The sequence below is a fragment of the Deltaproteobacteria bacterium genome, from assembly GCA_009930495.1.
Lineage (GTDB): Bacteria > Desulfobacterota > Desulfovibrionia > Desulfovibrionales > Desulfomicrobiaceae > Desulfomicrobium.
The window spans coordinates 1-2,090 of sequence record RZYB01000306.1 but is presented as its reverse complement, the minus strand read 5'-3'; the positions used below and the strand labels follow the sequence as shown (position 1 = coordinate 2,090).

Sequence of the window (2,090 nt, the reverse complement as noted above, 5' to 3'; positions counted from 1 at the left end):
AATATCGCCGTTAAAAATATGCTTTATCGGGATATCAATAAACTTGAAACAAATATTACAAGAATATATCTTGAAGACATTACTAATCCGACAAGTTCAGACAATGCATATAACAGACTTTTACAGAGAACAGACCGCTCTGCCAAATATTTGGCAGCTTTCTCATCATTAGAAAGACAGAATCTGTCTTTATGTAATTCGATAATGAGTGAGATATATCAAACACTTGAAACCTCAGAGGAATTCTATATCCACCAAAATATGGTAGACTTGATTACAATTACATCAGATTACTTCACCGGGAATGACAATACATTCCCTTCGACAAATCAAGTAGCTCTTTTAACAACTTTAGTTGACAATGGGGATTATCCGGGTCTTCTTGCAAAGAATATTTTGTTGGAATTTGGCCTAATCAACTATAATGAGCCAATTGTTGAATCAACTATGCTCAAAAATAGTATTGTTGAATGGCAGCCTGTTGTGGCATCATCAATGGATATGGGAATTTTGATTTATCCAAACCCAGCAACAGAAACACTAAATATCAATCTACCAGAAAAACGTCCAAATTCATCATTTGAAATACGGTCTACAACAGGACAGTTAATAATGAAAGGATTACTGGATTCAAGCAAAACATTCCAGAAAATAAACATAAGCAATATTGAATCTGGGATATACACATTTGCTATCTTCAGCAACAATGCAAAGATTCATGTTCAGAAAATAACGATCCAATAATTTGTAATTCATTTATCAGTACCGTATTTTTAATGCGGTACTGATTTCACTATTAAACTATGAAAAAAACAATACTCTTTCTACTGATTTTTCTCCCTTTATATATCTCTGCCCAAGAATGGGATCATTTATACGATAATACATTTGGCTCTATTCGAATGATTCAATCAGCTCATCATTCTTATGATAGTGGTTTCTGTATATATCACCACAATACCAGTAATTATTTTAGATATTCGAAAATCGATATAGACGGGAATATCTTATGGACAAGAATTATGAGGTATTCTGAATCAAATTATTTTGGTCGGGGATGGATGACAACAGATAAATATGGGAATACATACTATTCAGGGTTTGTTGATGTTAATGAAGCGGGGAAAACCGCGATTATGAAAATTAATCCATGTGGTGAATTAATATGGTGTCACACAATAGATATTCCATTCAATCCATGGAACTATGGAATGTCCATACATGTATTGCCCAATAATGATATTCTTGTACATGCAAGATATGCCGGATTCTGGTCAGGTAATTCTCCTGAAGAAAGAGAACAACTTATAAAGTTTAATGAAAATGGTGATCTGCTCTGGATAAATCACATCATGCCAAATTATGAACATCCAGATAAAGCAAACCTATTCCTTGAAACATGTATCCCTAGCGCCGACGGAGGAGCATTTATTGCCGGTACTGTATATATGCAGGATAGTGTCTCGGGACCAGATCTTTTGTGGCCAAAAGGAGTTATTGTCAAAACCGATGATTTTGGAGAAGAAGAATATATTTCAATTTTTGATTATCCTGAAGAAAATAGTTGTATGGTTTTTGAATTTGCTCTTGAAACAGATAGTGATATACTTTTAGCAGGATACGACTACATTGCTCCAAGTAACGCAACACCTACTCCAACTATCTGTTCAATTGATAAAATATCAGGACAACTAAAAAACCGAAGCATCCAATATCTTGCTGACGATATTCCTACTGGTATGAGTCTTATGGTACGAGAAGTTGAAGATGGATATATGATAGTCAATACAATCCAAATACCCTCAGTTTTACATAACATGTTACAAATTGAAATTTTAGATGAATCCTTTTCTGGAGTTGATTCAATTTTATTTGAAACTAGAGTAATAATTTATGATAATTCAACCACAGCCTGCGAAGATAATTCAATTATTGTCTCAGGATTAGAATGGGAAGACCCATATACTTCAAACCTGAGTAAGGCTATGGCAATGAAAATTAATCAGGATCTCTCTATTGATTCAGTCTCAAACATTCAACTTAATTACGATTCATTATGTCCATACACTATTGAATCTGGGGACAGAGTT

2 protein-coding genes are annotated in these 2,090 nt (G+C 33.8%); both read left to right on the top strand.

Annotation, left to right across the window (positions count from 1 at the left end):
- Positions 1-744, top strand: a 744-nt coding sequence (locus EOL86_14095; GenBank protein ID NCD26705.1) for a T9SS type A sorting domain-containing protein, incomplete at its 5' end; no start/stop codon positions are given.
- 278 nt (positions 745-1,022) lie between these two features.
- The coding region (locus EOL86_14090) for a hypothetical protein (GenBank protein ID NCD26704.1) at positions 1,023-2,090 on the top strand (1,068 nt) is incomplete at its 3' end.